Origin of the sequence: Sphingomonas sp. Ant20 (genome assembly GCF_000783375.1) — a bacterium.
GTDB classification, from domain to species: Bacteria; Pseudomonadota; Alphaproteobacteria; order Sphingomonadales; family Sphingomonadaceae; genus Sphingomonas; species Sphingomonas aerolata.
Map to the genome: position 1 here is coordinate 1 of NZ_JRVI01000048.1, position 15304 is coordinate 15304.

Consider the following 15304-nt stretch of genomic DNA (forward strand, 5'->3'; position numbering starts at 1 on the left):
CCAGCAGACCCCCCGGCCCCACCAGCAGGAACAGCGCCGACCAGGTCACCGCCGCGCCGATGACCGCGGTGGCGAGCGCGAGGACGATGCGCGCGGTCGTCCCCAGCGGCGGCTGTGCGGCGGGGATCAGCGCGGCGACGCCGGTCCGCCAGACCAGTTCCTCGAGCATCGTCCCCGGCATCGCGACGAAGCCAATCATCGCGGCGACCGCGACGAGCAATGCTGCGGCGACGGGAAGGTGGCGGATCGGGGACTGTCGATGGAATTCGGTCATGCCATGGTCCGTCATTCGGCCTGTATCAGCCGATGGTAAAGCGGTTCGTAACGCAAAATGTTTGACGACCAGTTACGGTCGCGCTCGACGAACGCCCGCGCGCGCTGGCGGCGCGACGGCCAGTCCGCGCGATCGTCGAACATCCCCGCCAGTGCCGCCGCGATCGCTGGCGGATCGTCGGGTGGGAACAGCGTGCCCGTATCCCCGTCACGAATCAACTCGCGGTGTCCGCCGACGTCCGACGCGGCCACCATCCGCCCCTGCGCCATCGCCTCGAGCGGCTTGAGCGGCGTCACCAGATCGGTCAGCCGCATCCGCTTGCGCGGATAGGCGAGGATGTCGATCAGCCCGTAATAGCGCTCGACCTCCGCATGCGGCACCCGGCCGACGAAATGGATCGCGTCCGCGACCGGCGAGGCCGCAGCCTGCGCCGCCAGCGCATCCGCCATCGGCCCGCCCCCGACCAGCAGCAGCCGCGCGTCCGGCCGTGCCGCGGCCAGCGCGGGCATCGCCGCGATCAGGTCGTCCAGTCCCTCATAATCATAGAAGCTGCCGATGAAGCCGACCACATCCTTGCCGTCGAGCCCCAGCGTCGTCGCCAGCGCGTCGTCGCGCGGCGGCGCCGCCCCGAACAGCGTCAGGTCGACGCCGTTGGGCGACACCATGATCTTGCCCCCGTCGATCCCGCGCGCGATCAGGTCGTCGCGCAGTCCCTCGCAGATCACCGCGACGCCGTCCGCACGGCCGACCGCCCAGGTCTCGAGCGCGCGCGTCGTCCGATAGGCGAGCGATCCCTCGGCCCCGGTGCCGTTACCGACCGCGGCATCCTCCCAGACGCCCGGATCTCGTAGACCAGCGGCAGTTTGCGCCGCCGCGCGACGATCAGCCCCGCCAGCGCATCGAGCACCGGCGAATGCGCGTGCAGGATGTCGGGGCGAAAGGCGTCGACCGCCGCCTCGATCCGCCGGGCAAAGGCGCGGATCCCGGCAATCTCCCCCAGCGGCCCCGACCGGCGCGTCGCCGGCGTCCGGTGAAAGGTCAGCCCGTCGACCGACTCCACCGCGGCGGCGGCCGACCCATGACGCTGCCCGGTCACCGCCGCGACCGTCCAGCCGCGCGCCTCCTGCGCCTTGAGGATCGCCCGCGTGCGAAAGGTATAGCCGCTCTGCAGGGGCAGGCCGTGGTCGAGGATATGAAGAATGCGCATCGTGAGTAGCGTGTTGCCATGACAGCGCTTAACGGCGCGTCAACCGCCATGGCCTATGCCGCGGCGACGGACACAGGCGGCAACGGGACCGCGCAGACACGGAAAGGCGGGCCGATGATCGACAATTTCGCGCTGGGCCTGACGCACGGCCTGATGATGATCGCCGCGATCCTGCTGCTCCGCCGCCCCGATCTCGATTCCGAGCCGGAAGCCGGCAACGATCGTGAGGGTGGCAGCCCGCCCGCCGGTGACCGCCCGGCGGCACGCGGTACCGGACGCCGCCCGCGTGCGTGATCTCGCCTTCATCGGCTTTCTGGCTGCGATCTTCGCGCTCGGGTTCCGGCGTCCGTTCCTGCTCGTCCTCGCCTATGTCTATATCGACATCGTCTCGCCGCAGCGGCTGACCTATCTGCTGCTCAACACCGTCCCCATCTCGCTGATCGCGGTCGCGCTGGCGGTCGGCGGCTGGCTGATCGCGGACGACAAGCGCGACACCCGCGTCGCGCCGCGTCAGCTGCTGATCGTCGTGCTGCTGCTCTATTGCTGGGCGACCACGCTTGCCGCGGACTTCCCGATCGAGGCGAAGGACAAATGGGACTGGGTCTGGAAGGCGCTCGCCTTTGCCGCCTTCCTGCCACTGACGCTGCGCACCCGGCTCCGGATCGAGGCGCTGCTGCTGTTCATGATCCTGTCGGCGGCCTCGATCATCATCGTCGGCGGGATCAAGACGATCGCCAGCGGCGGCGGCGGCTATGGTCAGCTGAACCTGATGGTCGACAATAATTCGGGGCTCTACGAAGGCAGCACGATCAGCGCGGTCGCGGTTGCGATCATCCCGATCATTATCTGGTTCATGCGCTACGGGACGATCTTCAAACCCGACTGGCGCGTCCGCGGCTTCTGCGTCGCGCTCGTCTTCGCCTGCCTGCTGATCCCGGTCGGCACCTCGACGCGCACCGGTCTGCTCTGCATCGCGCTGCTCGCGGTCCTGTCGCTCCGCGTCGTCAGACGCAAGGCGCTGTATCTGGCGGGGCTGACCGCACTCGGGCTGATCGCCATCCCCTTCCTGCCCTCGACCTTCACCGACCGCATGAACACGATCAAGACCTACCAGGCCGACGAATCCGCCTCGACCCGGATCGCGGTGTGGCAGTGGACGATCGACTATGCCAAATCGCATCCGTTCGGCGGTGGGTTCGAGGCCTATCGCGGCAACCGCATCCGCTACGACCTCGCCGGCACCGGTGCTGCGACGCCGGGTCGTGTCGAGGAAGACAAGGCGCGCGCCTATCACAGCGCCTATTTCGAGATGCTCGGCGAACAGGGCTATTTCGGTCTCGCGCTATGGCTGGTCCTTAATCTCGGCGGCCTCGTCCGGATGGAGATATTGCGCCGCCGCTACCGCGATCCGGAAGGGCAGTTCGCCTGGGCCGGCCCGCTCGCCGCCGCATTGCAGACCGGCCATCTCGTCTATCTGCTCGGCGCGGCGTTCATCGCCATCGCGTTCCAGCCGTTCATCTACATGCTGATCGGCGCACAGATCGGGCTCGACACCTATCTCGGGCGCAAGCGCCGCGAGGCGAGCTTCCGGCCGATGCGTCGTCCCGCGCGCACGCCCCTGCCCGCATGAGCGAACTGAGGGCGCTGACCGGCGCGCGCGGCGTCGCCGCCTGGTTCGTCGTGCTGTTCCATCTCCGCGCCGCGCTCGGCGTGTCCGACGGCGTGCAGCGGTTTCTCGCCAAGGGCTATCTCGCGGTCGACTTCTTCTTCCTTCTCTCGGGCTTCGTGATCTGGCTGAGCTATGCCAACCGGATCGCCGTGCAGCGCTGGCGCGCCATCCCCGGCTTCCTGCGCCGCCGGGTCGCGCGGATCTGGCCGCTCCACCTCGTCATGCTCGGCTTCGCGCTGCTGATCGTCGCCGCGCTGGCGCTGACCGGACGCCCCCCTGACCCGCGCTTCCCGCTCGACCGCTTGCCGGTGCATATCCTCCTGCTCCAGAACTGGCCGATGACGCGCGACTGGTTAGGCATCACCGCGCTCGACTGGAATGATCCCGCCTGGTCGATCTCCAGCGAGATGTTCGCCTATCTCGTCTTCCCGCTGCTGCCGCTCGTCATCGACTGGCGACGCGTCCCGACACCGGGCCTGATCGCAGCGATCGCCGTCGCGCTGGGCTTGCTCGCTTACGTGATGCGATCGAACGGCATGGCGACGCTCGGCCAGGCGATCCCCTGGTTCGGCATCCTGCGCTGCGTCACCGAATTCGGCGCAGGCACAGCGGTCGCAGCTTTGTGGCTACGCCACCGCGAGCAGCCCCGGCGCGCACTCATCGCGGCAGTGTGTGTCAGCGGCCTGGGCTTTGCGAGCTTTGCTAGCGGCCTTCTGAACGAGATCGTCGCGGTGCCGGCCGCACTCGCGGCGCTGCTGCTCGCGCTCGCGCTGACCTCGAGCCGGCGCCGCAACCCGCTCGCCTCATGGCCGCTGCACCGGCTCGGCGAGATCAGCTTTGCGACCTATCTCAGCCATTCATTGCTCTGGACCGCGTTCAAGATGGCGTTCGTCGCCAGCGCGGTCGCGGTCCCGCCGTTCCTGATCGGCGCGCTTCTCATCGCGATCCTGCTCGCCTCCCTCGCGCTGTACCACGGCGTCGAGCGGCCCGCGCAGGCCTGGATCAACCGCTTCGGACAAGCAGCAAAAAGGGGCCAGCAAACACGCTGACCCCCGGTATCTCTTCGTGTCTGGCCGTCGAGCGTCAGTCGACCGGCTCGTCCGCCAGCTCTTCCTCAAGCGCGGCGATGATCGCCTTGTTGAACGCGGGGATGTCGTCGGGCTTGCGGCTGGTGATCAGATTGTCGTCGACCACGACCTCCTCATCGACCACGTCCGCGCCGGCATTCTCCAGATCGGTGCGGATCGACGGAAAGCTCGTCAGCCGGCGCCCGTCGATCACGTCCGCCTCGGCCAGCAGCCAGGGCGCATGGCAGATAGCCGCGACGATCTTGCCGTCCTCCATGAACTCGGTGATGATCTCGATCGCGCGCTCCTGGACGCGCATCGCGTCCGGGTTGGCGACGCCGCCGGGCAGCACCAGCGCGTCGTAATCGTCGGTATCAACCTCGTCGAGCGTCAGCTCGGGGGTGATCGTCTCCGCCTTGTTGATGTCGCCCTTCATGCCCTGGATCGGGTCGGTCTTGATCGACGCGAGCGTCACCTTCGCGCCCACCGCCTCGAGCGCCTTCTTGGGTTCGAACAGCTCGACGGTCTCGAAACCGTCGGTGGCGAGGATCAGAATGCGTGCCTGGGAAAGATCGGCCATGTCATGTCTCCAGTGAAATCCCGTGCCCCCTCAACCCCGCGCCGCGCCGGTCGTTCCGGAACGATGCGCCCGCCCGAACATTTCGAATGTCGGCCGGAAGGAACGACGCATTGCCCAGCAGACTCGTATATTCAGATGACAGCAAGCCGGGCATTTCCCGCCGCAAGATGCGCGCCGGCTGGGGCTATTGGGATGCGTCCGGCACCCGCATCACCGACCGTGACGAGATCGACCGGCTCAACGCGGTCGGCCTGCCCCCCGCCTACAGCAACGCCTGGTTCTGCCCCAAGCCCAATGGTCACATCCAGGCGGTCGGCTGGGACGAGAAGGGCCGCAAGCAATATCGCTATCACGCCGGCTTCCGCGAAGCGCAGGACGCTGCGAAATATGAGCGCTGCGCCGATTTCGGTCTCGCTCTCCCGAAGCTGCGCAAGGCGGTCGAGGCCGATCTGCGCAAACGCTCGCTCAGCCGCGACCGTGCGGTCGCCGCGGTCCTCCGCCTGCTCGACGGCGGGCATATCCGCATCGGGAACGAGGCCTATGCCGCCGCGAACGAAAGTTTCGGCGCGACGACGCTCCGCAAGCGCCACGGCGCGGTGAAGGGCGCCACGCTCCGGCTCGAATATAAGGGCAAGTCGGGCAAGATGCGCACGCTCCGGATCACCGATCGCTCGCTCAGCAGCTTCGTGAAGAAATGCCAGGACCTCGACGAACAGCATCTCTTCGCCTGGCTCGACGATGACGGTGCCGCGCATCCCGTCACGTCGAGCGACGTCAACGCCTATATCCAGGCGGTCACCGGCACCGACTTCACCGCCAAGCACTTCCGCACCTGGGCCGCCAGCGTCGCCGCGTTCGAGGCGCTCGCCTCGGCCGAGCGCGATCTCAGCCTGAAGGCGATGCTCGAGCCGGTCGTCGCGCGGCTCGGCAACACGCAGGCCATCGCGCGGAAAAGCTATGTCCACCCCGCCCTGATCGACCTCGTCAAACAGGGCCAGTCGACCTTCCGAAAGGCGCTCCGCCTCCCGCGCGCCAAGCGCTATCTCAGCCGGGAGGAATGCGGCCTGATCGCCTTCCTCGAAGCCGGCACCCCCGCGACCATCGCCGTCGCGGCCTGACGAGTATCCAGATGTCCAATACGAACAGCGTCGCCAAAGCCCCCATCTTCAACGCGAGCGATGTCGGCAGCCAGGCGCAGGGCTTCGTCACCGCCAGCCTCGCCTGGGTCCAGGCCTATTGGCTGCAGATCCTGATCGCGTTCGGCGCCGGCGCGCTGATCGTCCTCGCGCTGCATACCGCGCGGCGTTTCGGCAGCCGGCTGTGCGAACGCCCGCGCGCGCTCAACGGCTGGGGGATCGTCGTCGGCAAGGCGGTCTCGCGGACCAGCAACTTCTTCATCGTCATGCTCGCCGCCAAGCTCGTCGACGGCTATTCCGCCGCACCGGGCGAGGTCGCGACCACGGTCAACTTCCTCTTCACCGTCGCCGCGGTGTTTCAGGTCGCGGTCTGGGTGCGCGAGATCATCCTCGGCGCGATCGAGCACCGCACCCAGTCCGAACATTATTCGGGTGAGGCGCTGCTCTCGGCGATGGGGCTGATCCGCCTGCTCGTCACCTTCGTCGTGTTCGCGGTCGCGATGGTCGTCGTGCTCGACAATCTCGGCGTCAACGTGACCGGCCTCGTCGCGGGCCTCGGCGTCGGCGGCATCGCGATCGGTCTGGCCGCGCAGGGCATCTTTGCCGACCTGTTCGCCGCGCTCGCGATCATCTTCGACCGCCCGTTCCGCCGCGGCGATTCGATCAGCTACGACACCGCCTCGGGCAGCGTCGAGGCGATCGGCCTGAAATCGACGCGCATCCGCGGCATCGACGGCGAGGAGCGCGTGATCTCGAACAAGAACCTCCTCAACAAGGAGATCCTCAACAACACGCAGCGCAACCATCGCCGCGCGAAATTCATCATCGGCGTCACCTATTTCACCCCCGCCGAAATCTGCGCGCGCATCCCCGACATGCTGAAGGACGTGGTCGAGGCGCAGGGCAAGATCTTCGTCCGCGCCGGCTTCACCGGCTTCGGCGCATCGAGCCTCGATTTCGAGGTCCAGTTCGACAGTGACGGCCCGGATTACGCCAGCTTCTACAACGGCCGCACCGCCGTCGGCATCGCGATCCTCCAGCGGTTCAACGACGAGAAGATCGAGATCGCCTTCCCCACCCAGGTCAACCTCACCGCCGCCCCGGACGGGTCGATGGTGATGCCATTCCCGGAGGTGCAACAGTCGCGCGCGAATACACCATCCACCTGACGAGGTCCCCGGCTCTGACGAGACTCGCCACACCAACCACCACACCTCCCCGGCGAAGGCCGGGGCCCAGTTGGGAAGGCCGCAGTAACGACATGCCGCCCTCGCCAGTCCCGTCCCCCAACTGGGCCCCGGCCTCCGCCGGGGAGGACGAAGGAAGCGCGGCACGTCTCATACGAGATAAAGCCCACCCCCCTCCGTCATCCCCGCGACGGCGGGGATCCATATACTCAACGGATCGAAATACCCCTCACCGCCAGCCAGTATGGATCCCCGCCTACGCGGGGATGACGAGGCGAAGGTAAATAGGCCAAAAAGCCCCCCTCAGATCCCGCCCTCGTCCAGCGACAGCAACGTCGCATTCCCGCCCGCCGACGTCGTATCCACCGACACCGCCCGCTCCGCACAGAAGCGGTAGAGATAGCGCGGCCCGCCCGCCTTCGGCCCGGTCCCCGACAGCCCCTCGCCGCCGAACGGCTGCGATCCGACCACCGCACCGATCATCGACCGGTTGATGTACAGGTTCCCCACCGCCGCCTCGGCCTCGATCACCTCGGCCGCGCGCGCGATCCGGCTGTGCAGCCCCATCGTCAGGCCGTAGCCCTTGGCGTTGACCCGCGCGATCGTCTCGCTGAGCTTGCCCGCCTCCCACGTCGCGACGTGGAGGATCGGCCCGAACCACTCCTCGTTCAGATCCTCGATCGCGCCGATCCGCACCAAAGTCGGCGGCACGAACAGGCCGTCTGCGGGCACGTCGAGCGTCTTGACGGTCTTCGCCGCCACCCGCGCGCGATACGCCATCAGCCGGTCATAGGCGGCCTGGTCGATCACCGGACCGACATCGGTCGCCGGATCGCCCGCACGGCCGATCCTCAGCGTGTCCATCGCGCCCGACAGCATCTCGATCACGCCGTCCGCGATATCCTCCTGCACCAGCAGCAGCCGCAGCGCCGAGCAACGCTGCCCCGCCGAGCGGAAGGACGAGGCGATCACGTCCGCCACCACCTGTTCGGGCAGCGCGGTCGAATCGACGATCATCGCGTTGATCCCGCCCGTCTCCGCGATCAGCGGCACGATCGGCCGGCTGTCGTCCTCGAGCAGCGCGCGTGCGATCTTGCGCGCGGTCGCGGTCGAGCCGGTGAACGCGACGCCCTGAATGCGGGCGTCCGCGGTCAGCGTCGCGCCGACCTCCGGCCCGCCCGTGACCAGGACCAGCACGTCGGCCGGCACGCCCGCCTCATGCGCGAGCTCGACTGCCCGCGCGGCGATCCGCGGCGTCTGAGGCGCGGGCTTGGCCACCACCGCATTGCCCGTGACGAGCGCCGCCACCGTCTGCCCCAGGAAGATCGCCAGCGGGAAGTTCCACGGCGCGATCGTCGCCCAGACCCCGCGCCCCTCGATATGCAGCATGTTGCGCTCGCCCGTCGGCCCCGGCAGCTCGATCGGCTGCAGCTTCGCGCGCGCCTGCTGCGCATAATAACGACAGAAATCCACCGCCTCGCGCACCTCACCGATCGCGTCGGGGATCGTCTTGAACGCCTCCTGCACACAGATCGCCATCAGCTCGTCGCGATGCTTTTCGAGCAGGTCGCCAGCCGATCGAGACACGCCGCGCGCTCCTCGACGGGCGACCGCGACCAGCCCGGGAACGCCGCATGCGCGCGGGTGATGGCGGCCGTGACCTGATCCCCGCCCAACCCGTCTGCTCCCCCCCCGGCGAAGGCCGGGGTCCAGTTGGGAAGGCTGCGGTGACGACGCGCCGTCCTCCGTCACATCACCGCCCCCAACTGGGCCCCGGCCTTCGCGGCGTGGCGGCCTGACGCAGCGACCGGCGCATTCACCACCTTAACAGTCGCCGCCAGCGTATCCACGTCACTCAAATCGAGCCCCGCCGAATTCCGGTGCCCGCCCGCCCCGAACAGATCGACCGGCAACGGAATGCTCGGATGACGCTTGCCCCCGACCGCGGCGATCTTCGCCACCGGATCCGCGAGGATCTCCCGCTCGGTCAGCCGCTCGTCCGCCAGTTGATGCACGAAGCTCGAATTCGCCCCATTTTCCAGCAGCCGCCGGACCAGATACGCCAGCAGGTCGCGGTGCCCGCCGACCGGCGCATAGACGCGGCAATGATAGCCATTCTCCTGCACCAGCCGCTCGTACAGCCCGTCGCCCATGCCGTGCAGCCGCTGGAACTCGAAATCGCGGCTGTTGCCCGCCCATTCCATGATCGTCGCGACCGTCAGCGCATTGTGGCTCGCGAACGCCGGCCGGATATTCTCCGCCGCCAGCATGTCCTTGGCGACCGCCAGATACGACACGTCGGTCGCCGCCTTGCGCGTGAACAGCGGATAGTCCGCCAGCCCCTCGACCTGCGTCCGCTTGATCTCGCTGTCCCAGTACGCGCCCTTGACCAGCCGCACGTTCATGATCCGGTCGAGCCCGTTCGCCCATGCGATCACCGGCCGCGCGCGCTTGCCATACGCCTGCACCGCCATGCCGAACCCGTCCCAGCCCTTCAGCAACGGCAGCCCGGCGACCGTGCCGATGATGTCAAGGCTCATCTCGAGCCGCTCGGACTCCTCCGCATCGACGGTCAGCGCGATCCCCTTCGACGCCGCCTGCACCGCCAGCGCCTCGAGCATCTCGGTCAGCGCGGGCACGCACTCGCTCCACCGCGCGACCTCATAGCGCGGGTGGAGCGCCGACAGCTTGACCGAGATCGAATGCCCCGCCGCGGGATCGCGCCCGACCGCATCGACCGCACCGACATAGGCCTGGAAATAGCGCTGCGCATCGGCATGCGTCCGCGCCGCCTCGCCGAGCATGTCGAAGCTCGCGGTGAAGCCCTTGTTCTCAGGGCGCCGCATCCGCTTCATCGCCTCGTCGATGGTCCGGCCCATCACGAAGATCTCGCCCATCATCTTCATCGCCGCGCCGACCGCCTGGCGCACGAACGGCTCGCCAGCCCGGCTGATCAGCCGGCGCAGCGGCCCGGTCGCGCCCTCGCCAACCAGCACGCGGCCGACCACCAGCCCCCAGGTCGCCGAATTGACGAGCTTCGAATTCGACTTGCCCGCATGCGCGCGCCAGTCGGCATCGCCCAATTTGTCCGCGATCAGCAGGTCCGCGGTCTCGGGATCGGGCACGCGCAGGAACGCCTCTGCCAGCGAGAGCAACGCGACCCCTTCCGACGAATTCAGCCGATATTCCTGGAGGAACTGGTTCACCCAGCCCTTGCTCTGCGCCGCGCGCAGGTCGGCGAGCAGGCCAAGCGCATGACCCATCACCCGCTCACGCGAATCCGAATCGAGCGCGGCACGCTCCAGCAGCGGTTTTAGAACATCGGGTTCGCTTGCGCGGTACAGCTTCGCCATGGAGTTGCGGGCATTGGACGTTACGGCAGTCGACATTTTCCAGCTTCCGGTTGGGTGAGGCTTGCGGTCGGCCAGCCTGTACGCCTAGAGACGTCGCTGCGCTTAGCGCCAAACAGGCTAGGAGGGGAATGCCGTGGCGACGATCACCACCGCCGAGATGCAGAACCGCGTCGGCACCGAGACGCTGTCCGACTGGGTCGAGGTCACGCAAGGCATGATCGACAAGTTCGCCGACGCCACCGGCGACCATCAGTTCATCCATATCGATCCCGCCCGCGCGGCCCAGACCCCGTTCGGCGGGACGATCGCGCACGGCTTCCTCACGCTCTCGCTGATGCCGCTCCTGTCGTCGAAGATCCCCGACGCGCCGACCATCGAGGGCGCGAAGATGGGCGTCAATTACGGCGGCAATTCGGTCCGCTTCCTCACGCCCGTCCGGTCGGGATCGAAGGTCCGCGGCCGCTTCAAGCTGCTGTCGTTCGACGAGAAGCGCCCCGGCCAATGGCAGCAGACCAACAGCTTCGCGGTCGAGATCGAGGGCCAGGACAAGCCCGCCCTGATCGCCGAATGGATCAGCCAGGTTTTCGTTTGATACCGCTCCCCTCCCGCTTGCGGGAGGGGACTTCAGAAAAAAGGATAGCATCATGCGTTCAGCCGTCATCGTTTCCACCGCCCGTACCCCGATCGGTCGCGCCTATCGCGGCGCGTTCAACAACACCCCCGCGCCGACGCTCGCCTCGCATTCGATCAAGGCCGCGGTCGAGCGCGCTGGCATCGACGGGGGCGAAGTCGACGACGTCGTCTTCGGCTGCGCGCTCCAGCAGGGGCATCAGGCGGGCAACATCGCGCGCACCTCGCTGCTCCGCGCCGGGCTGCCGACGACGGTCAGCGGCATGTCGCTCGACCGTCAGTGCGCCAGCGGGCTGATGGCGATCGCTACCGCCGCCAAGCAGATCATCACCGACCAGATGGACATCACCATCGGCGGCGGGGTCGAGAGCATCAGCCTCGTCCAGACGCCGCAGATGCGCGTCGCCCCCGATCCCGAACTGCTCGCGATGCACCGCGACGTCTATATGCCGATGCTCCAGACCGCCGAGGTCGTCGCCAAGCGCTACGGCATCACGCGCGACGCGATGGACGCCTATGCGCTCCAGTCGCAGCAGCGCACCGCCGCCGCGGCAGGCGCGGGCTATTACGACGCCGAGATCGTCCCCGTCACCGCGAACATGGCGATCGTCAACAAGGAGACCAAGGACGTCACCTACAAGGAGGTGACGATCGCCCGCGACGAGGGCAATCGCGCCGACACGACGCTCGAGGGCCTCCAGTCGCTGAAACCCGTGATGGGCCCCGACATGACGATCACCGCGGGCAATGCCAGCCAGCTGTCCGACGGGTCGTCCGCCTCGGTGCTGATGGAGGAGAAGATCGCGTCGCAGCGCGGGCTCCAGCCGCTCGGCCGCTATATCGGCATGGCGGTCGGCGGCACCGAACCCGACGAGATGGGGATCGGCCCGGTCGTCGCGATCCCCAAGCTGCTCAAGCGCTTCGGCCTCAAGATGGACGATATCGGCCTGTGGGAGCTGAACGAGGCGTTCGCGGTCCAGGTCCTCTATTGCCGTGACACGCTCGGCATTCCCGACGAGCTGCTCAACGTCAGCGGCGGCGCGATCTCGATCGGTCATCCCTACGGCATGACCGGCGCACGCGCGACCGGCCATGCGCTGATCGAGGGCAAGCGCCGCGGCGCAAAGCATGTCGTCGTGACGATGTGCGTCGGCGGCGGCATGGGCGCGGCGGGCCTGTTCGAAGTCCTGTGATGCTCGCGGGGCGGCGGTGGCAACCATCCTCCGCCCCGCCCGTTCTCTGTGGCAATCCAAGCCAATAGGAGAACGACGATGGCCGACAAGGATACCCCGCAGGAAGTCGCGAACACCTTCCTCGACAAGCTGAAGTCCAGCCCGTTCGTGATGATCGGCCTCGACGACGGCCAGCATTCCGAGCCGATGACCGCGCAGCTCGACGACGATCAGCCCAACGTGCTGTTCTTCTTCGCCGGTCGCGACAACCGCATCGCCAAGGGCGGCGCGGCAATGGCGCAGTTCGTCGGCAAGGGGCATGATTTCTTCGCGTGCATGGCCGGCACCGTCTCGCAGATGAACGACCGCACGCAGATCGACAAGCTGTGGAACAACCAGGTCGAGGCCTGGTTTCCGGGCGGCAAGGAAGACCCCAACCTCACGCTGCTGCGCTTCGACATCAACAGCGCGGAACTCTGGGAAACCGACATCTCGCTGACCGGACGCGTCAAGATGCTGTTCGGCGGCACGATCACGTCGAGCGAGTCGAGCAGCCACGCGGTCGTCGACTCGGTCGGCTGACCCAACTACCGATCGCGACCGCAGGTTATAGCACCGGCGGTCGCGATCGACCTTTATACTGGCGGATCCTTATCCGTTCGCGGTGATGAACTCCTCGACCACCGGCGCGATCGTGTTGCGCCAGCGCGATCCGTTGAAGATCCCGTAATGGCCGGCCCCCTCGGCGATCAGATACCGCTTCTTTGCCTCGGGAAGAGCGGTCGCCAGCGACAGCGCCGCCTTGGTCTGCCCCAGCCCCGAAATATCGTCGCGTTCACCCTCGATCGCCAACAGGCCGATATCGGTGATCGCCGCCGGATCGACCGGCCGTCCACGGTGCGTCAGCAGGCCACGCGGCAGCGCGTGGGACTGGAACACCACGTCGATCGTCTGCAGATAGAATTCGGCGGTCATGTCGCAGACCGAGCGATATTCCTCGTAGAACCCCTTGCTCGCCATCGCGCTCTCGCCGTCGCCCTGGACGAGATGCTTATACATCTCCCAGTGCGAGACCATGTGGTTGCCGAGGTTCATCGACATGAAGCCGGCCAGCTGCAGGAAGCCCGGATAGACCTTGCGCCCCGCGCCGGATAATTGGCCGGCACCGTCGCGATGACATTCTGTTCGAACCACGTATGCGGACGCTCGGTCGCCAGCGTGTTGACCGCGGTCGGCGCCTCGCGCGTATCGACCGGCCCGCCCATCAGCGTCAGCGTCTTCGGCCGGCACGGATTGCCGTCCGCGCTCATCAGCGCCGCCGCGGCATAGCAGGGCACCGACGGCTGGCAGACCGCCAGCATATGCGTGCCGCCCTGCCCCTCGTTCGCGCCGATCGCCTCGAGGAACGCGATCACGTAATCGATATAATCGTCGAGATCGAACCGTCCGGCGGACAGCGGAACGCTGCGCGCGTCGCGCCAGTCGGTGATGTACACATCGGCGAACGGCAGCATCCGCTCGACCGTGCCGCGCAGCAGAGTCGCATAATGCCCCGACATCGGCGCGACGATCAGCATCTTGGGTCCGCCCTCGACGCCCTCCCGCACGAACCGCTTGAGCTGGCCGAAATCCTTGCGCAGCACGATCTCCTCGCGGACCGCGACTTCGCGTCCGTCGATGATCGTGTGGTCGAGGCCGAACGCCGGCTTTCCGCGAGTCGCATTGACGTGCGCGAACACCTCCAGCGCCGATCCGACGACCGCGCCGCCGCCCAAATAGGCGAATGGGTTTGCTGGATTGTTCAGCATTCCCGCCCCGAAACTGGCCATTCTGCTGGCGCCTGCCATCATCGACCGCTGGAATTCATAGGCATCGTAGAGCATTCGGTATCCTCTACCCCGATAGGGGTTAACATTTCCGTAACGCAATTATGCCGTCGCGCAACGGGGCATTGATCGGATGCGCACGCGTTTCTGTCCCGCTCGGCCGCGCACGTCCCGTTTGTTCAACGACCCGGCCGTCATGCGGTTGCCGTTGAGCGTGACCCCCGCCGCTGCTAGGCGATCCGCCATGGCCAAGCCGATACTCGACGAAAAGACGCCCCGCCGGATCGGCGACCTTGCAATGGTGTGGCGACACGCCGCGAACTACCCGCGCCAGATCACCTTTGCGGGACTCGCGCTGGTAACCACCTCGGCCGCGACGATCGGCATACCCTACGGCTTCAAGCGCGTGATCGACCGCGGCTTCGGCCCGGGCGCGAGCGGATCGGTCGGGACCTCGTTCCACTATCTGCTCATGATCGTCGTCGTGCTCGCGGTCGCGACCGCGGTGCGCTTCTATTATGTGTCGTGGCTTGGCGAACGGGTCGTCGCGGACATCCGCACCACGGTCCAGCGTCACCTGCTCACCCTGACGCCGCGCTTCTTCGAGGAAAATCGCCCGTCGGAGATCGCCTCGCGGCTGACCTCGGACACTGCGCTGATCGACCAGGTCGTCGGCAGCACCGTCTCGATCGCGCTGCGCAACACCTTCACCGGGGTCGGCGGGCTGATCTATCTGTTCGCGATCTCGCCCAAGCTCGCCGGTCTGCTGATGATCGGCATCCCCCTGATCGTCCTGCCGATCGCGCTGCTCGGCAAGCGCGTCCGCAATTATTCGCGCACCTCGCAGGACCGCGTCGCCGATGTCGGCTCGATCGCCACCGAGACGCTCGGCGCGATGAAGGTCGTGCAGGCGTTCGGGCAGGAAGACCGCGAGGCGACCCGCTTCGGTGACGCGGTGCGCGCGACCTTTGCCGCGGCGCGTGCGCGGATCCTGTTGCGCGCGATCATGACCGCGATCGTCATCGGTCTGCTGTTCGGCTCGATCACGCTGGTGCTGTGGGAAGGCGCGGTCGACGTCGCCGCCGGGCGGATCAGCGGCGGCGCGATCGCCGCCTTCGTCCTGACCGGCGGGATCGTCGCGGGCGCGTTCGGGGCGCTGACCGAGGTTTACGGCGATCTGCTGCGCGGCGCGGGTGCGCCGCC

Annotated in this window: 12 protein-coding genes and 3 pseudogenes; 9 read left to right on the plus strand and 6 right to left on the minus strand. The window is 67.4% G+C overall.

Annotated features, from left to right (window positions below; all coding sequences use genetic code 11):
* The 3 genes and pseudogenes from NI18_RS08645 to NI18_RS26765 all read right to left on the minus strand — a co-directional run.
* Positions 1-274: pseudogene (locus tag NI18_RS08645) on the minus strand (hypothetical protein); the annotation flags it as partial.
* Positions 275-285: 11 nt separating this feature from the next.
* A complete protein-coding gene (locus NI18_RS26760) occupies positions 286-939 on the minus strand; it encodes a glycosyltransferase (protein WP_306286317.1) in 654 nt (217 codons plus the stop codon).
* Positions 940-995: 56 nt separating this feature from the next.
* Positions 996-1481 (minus strand): glycosyltransferase, encoded by a 486-nt coding sequence (locus NI18_RS26765; protein WP_306286315.1) that lies wholly within the window; start codon positions 1479-1481, stop codon positions 996-998.
* Between the two features lie 18 nt (positions 1482-1499).
* Between NI18_RS26765 and NI18_RS08655 the strand changes: the two genes are divergently transcribed.
* From NI18_RS08655 to NI18_RS08665, 3 genes are read left to right on the plus strand one after another with little or no spacing between them, the layout of a single operon-like run.
* On the plus strand, positions 1500-1775 hold the full coding sequence (locus tag NI18_RS08655; protein ID WP_037529456.1) for a hypothetical protein: 276 nt from the start codon (positions 1500-1502) through the stop codon (positions 1773-1775).
* Positions 1768-3111, plus strand: coding sequence for a putative O-glycosylation ligase, exosortase A system-associated (locus tag NI18_RS08660; RefSeq protein ID WP_037529467.1), 1344 nt, complete (start codon positions 1768-1770; stop codon positions 3109-3111). Before NI18_RS08655 ends, NI18_RS08660 begins: the two co-directional genes overlap by 8 nt.
* Complete coding sequence (locus tag NI18_RS08665) at positions 3108-4199, plus strand: acyltransferase (RefSeq protein ID WP_037529458.1); 1092 nt, start codon at positions 3108-3110, stop codon at positions 4197-4199. Before NI18_RS08660 ends, NI18_RS08665 begins: the two co-directional genes overlap by 4 nt.
* Before the next feature lie 34 nt (positions 4200-4233).
* On the opposite strand, the gene NI18_RS08670 is transcribed toward NI18_RS08665, so the two are convergent.
* On the minus strand, positions 4234-4797 hold the full coding sequence (locus NI18_RS08670; protein WP_031394328.1) for a type 1 glutamine amidotransferase domain-containing protein: 564 nt from the start codon (positions 4795-4797) through the stop codon (positions 4234-4236).
* An 86-nt stretch (positions 4798-4883) separates the two neighbouring features.
* Between NI18_RS08670 and NI18_RS08675 the strand changes: the two genes are divergently transcribed.
* Positions 4884-5915, plus strand: a complete 1032-nt coding sequence (locus NI18_RS08675) for a DNA topoisomerase IB (protein WP_052149087.1) — start codon at positions 4884-4886, stop codon at positions 5913-5915.
* An 11-nt stretch (positions 5916-5926) separates the two neighbouring features.
* The gene (locus tag NI18_RS08680; RefSeq protein ID WP_037529460.1) at positions 5927-7102 is read left to right on the plus strand and encodes a mechanosensitive ion channel domain-containing protein; all 1176 of its coding nucleotides are present in this window, start codon (positions 5927-5929) and stop codon (positions 7100-7102) included.
* Between the two features lie 321 nt (positions 7103-7423).
* Here the strand turns inward: NI18_RS08680 and putA are convergent.
* Positions 7424-10473 (minus strand): annotated as a pseudogene (gene putA / locus NI18_RS08685) (bifunctional proline dehydrogenase/L-glutamate gamma-semialdehyde dehydrogenase PutA).
* A gap of 133 nt (positions 10474-10606) precedes the next feature.
* Between putA and NI18_RS08690 the strand changes: the two are divergent.
* The 3 genes from NI18_RS08690 to NI18_RS08700 all read left to right on the plus strand — a co-directional run bounded on the left by NI18_RS08690 (position 10607) and on the right by NI18_RS08700 (position 12857).
* Positions 10607-11065 carry a MaoC family dehydratase gene (locus NI18_RS08690; protein ID WP_031440697.1) on the plus strand — a complete coding sequence of 153 codons (459 nt, stop codon included), beginning with the start codon at positions 10607-10609 and terminating at the stop codon, positions 11063-11065.
* Positions 11066-11117: 52 nt separating this feature from the next.
* Positions 11118-12296: an acetyl-CoA C-acyltransferase gene (locus NI18_RS08695; protein ID WP_037529463.1), complete on the plus strand. Its 1179-nt coding sequence runs from the start codon at positions 11118-11120 to the stop codon at positions 12294-12296.
* Positions 12297-12374: 78 nt separating this feature from the next.
* Entirely contained in the window at positions 12375-12857 is a 483-nt protein-coding gene (locus tag NI18_RS08700; RefSeq protein WP_031394543.1) for a pyridoxamine 5'-phosphate oxidase family protein, read from the plus strand.
* Between the two features lie 69 nt (positions 12858-12926).
* Here NI18_RS08700 and phaZ read toward each other — a convergent pair.
* Positions 12927-14158: pseudogene (gene phaZ / locus NI18_RS08705) on the minus strand (polyhydroxyalkanoate depolymerase).
* A 187-nt stretch (positions 14159-14345) separates the two neighbouring features.
* On the opposite strand from phaZ, the gene NI18_RS08710 reads away from it, so the two are divergent.
* A partial coding sequence (locus NI18_RS08710; protein ID WP_306286316.1) for an ABC transporter transmembrane domain-containing protein occupies positions 14346-15304 on the plus strand: 959 nt, incomplete at its 3' end.

Excerpts from the sequence above, each read along its gene's own strand:
- NI18_RS26760 (WP_306286317.1), bottom strand. The coding sequence starts at position 939 with ATGGTGTCGCCCAACGGCGTCGACCTGACGCTGTTCGGGGCGGCGCCG.
- NI18_RS26765 (WP_306286315.1), bottom strand. The coding sequence starts at position 1,481 with ATGCGCATTCTTCATATCCTCGACCACGGCCTGCCCCTGCAGAGCGGC.
- NI18_RS08655 (WP_037529456.1), top strand. The coding sequence starts at position 1,500 with ATGACAGCGCTTAACGGCGCGTCAACCGCCATGGCCTATGCCGCGGCG.
- NI18_RS08665 (WP_037529458.1), top strand. The coding sequence starts at position 3,108 with ATGAGCGAACTGAGGGCGCTGACCGGCGCGCGCGGCGTCGCCGCCTGG.
- NI18_RS08670 (WP_031394328.1), bottom strand. The coding sequence starts at position 4,797 with ATGGCCGATCTTTCCCAGGCACGCATTCTGATCCTCGCCACCGACGGT.
- NI18_RS08675 (WP_052149087.1), top strand. The coding sequence starts at position 4,884 with ATGTCGGCCGGAAGGAACGACGCATTGCCCAGCAGACTCGTATATTCA.
- NI18_RS08680 (WP_037529460.1), top strand. The coding sequence starts at position 5,927 with ATGTCCAATACGAACAGCGTCGCCAAAGCCCCCATCTTCAACGCGAGC.
- NI18_RS08695 (WP_037529463.1), top strand. The coding sequence starts at position 11,118 with ATGCGTTCAGCCGTCATCGTTTCCACCGCCCGTACCCCGATCGGTCGC.
- NI18_RS08700 (WP_031394543.1), top strand. The coding sequence starts at position 12,375 with ATGGCCGACAAGGATACCCCGCAGGAAGTCGCGAACACCTTCCTCGAC.